Source organism: Acidiphilium sp. PM, from assembly GCF_000219295.1.
GTDB lineage: Bacteria > Pseudomonadota > Alphaproteobacteria > Acetobacterales > Acetobacteraceae > Acidiphilium > Acidiphilium multivorum.
On record NZ_AFPR01000334.1, the window covers coordinates 1 to 1,103 of the forward strand.

Genomic DNA, 1,103 nt, shown 5'->3' on the forward strand with positions numbered 1-1,103 from the left:
TGGTGCGCCCGGCGCGGGCGACGGCGCTAATGCCGGGCCAGCGCCCGACATCCGCCTTGGCGATGAAGCAGCCCGGCAGCACCGCGCCGAGGGCGACGATGTCGAGCCAGGAGGTGTGGTTGGAGACGAACAGCACGGGCCGCTCGTCGGTCGCGGCGGGGGTGCCGATGACCTGGAGTTCGAGGCCGAGGATGCGGGCCACGCCGCCCCAGTAGCGCAGCGGCAGCGCCCGCTTGGCGCGGCCGGGCCGGCGGATCAGCACGAGCTGGACCGGCAGCAGCGCCATCGTCCAGGCCAGCACGGCGGCGAGGCGGGCGTACATCCGCGCGCCGGAGAGTGTTTTCGTCATGGCCCGCCGGGTCATGGCGCGTCGCCGCGCAGCATCATGCGCAGGTCGGCGAGGATGGGGGCGGGGTCGGCGCCGAGTTCGTCGCGCAGCAGGTCGGCCCAGTCGCCGATATCCTCGACCTTCGTGGGGTTGTCGCGCAGCAGCTCGCGCTTGATGAACGGATAGCCGGAGAGCAGCAGGTGGCGCCAGAGATCCGAGGTCGGGTTGAGCGGGCGGCGGCGGGCGATCGCGTCGCGCAGGCGCAGGATGTGCAGCCAGCGGGTGAGGTCGTGCGGGTCGGCGCGGCCGCCGGGCTCGATGTCGAGATAGGGCGCGAGCTGGTCGCGGGTGATCTGCCGGGTCAGCGCCTCGTAGGGCCAGAGGGCGGCGACGCGCAGGCCGGCGCGGATCATCGCCTGGGTCAGGCCGACCTCGTATTTGCCGATCACGTAGGGTTTCGACGGCGCGGGGATCACGCCGGACCAGAAGCGGCGGAAGGCGGGGCTGCGGATGGCGCGCGGGCCGAAGGCGACGAAATAGGATTGCAGGTGGTAGCGGCGCTGCCAGCTCTCGGTGAGGCCCCAGACATCGGCTTCGTCGTAGTCGAGCCGGAGCAGCATCGAATCGATCGGGCGGACCGGGCCGAAAATGCTGTCGTTGGCGATGATGATCTCCTCGGTGCCGGATTGCGGGAGATCGAGCGTCTCGATCGCGTCGCGCCAGCCGCCGAAATCGTAGCCGATGTTGCGGCGGACGAGAATGCCGGCGCAGAGGG

Annotated in this window: 2 protein-coding genes; both read right to left on the reverse strand. The window is 71.3% G+C overall.

Features of this window, described 5'->3' with window-relative positions:
* Positions 1 to 364: 1-acyl-sn-glycerol-3-phosphate acyltransferase (locus APM_RS12335; RefSeq protein WP_039888535.1), on the reverse strand; the 364-nt coding region annotated here is incomplete at its 3' end.
* The coding region (locus APM_RS12340; RefSeq protein ID WP_007423712.1) for a rhamnan synthesis F family protein at positions 361 to 1,103 on the reverse strand (743 nt) is incomplete at its 5' end. The genes APM_RS12335 and APM_RS12340, both read right to left, overlap by 4 nt.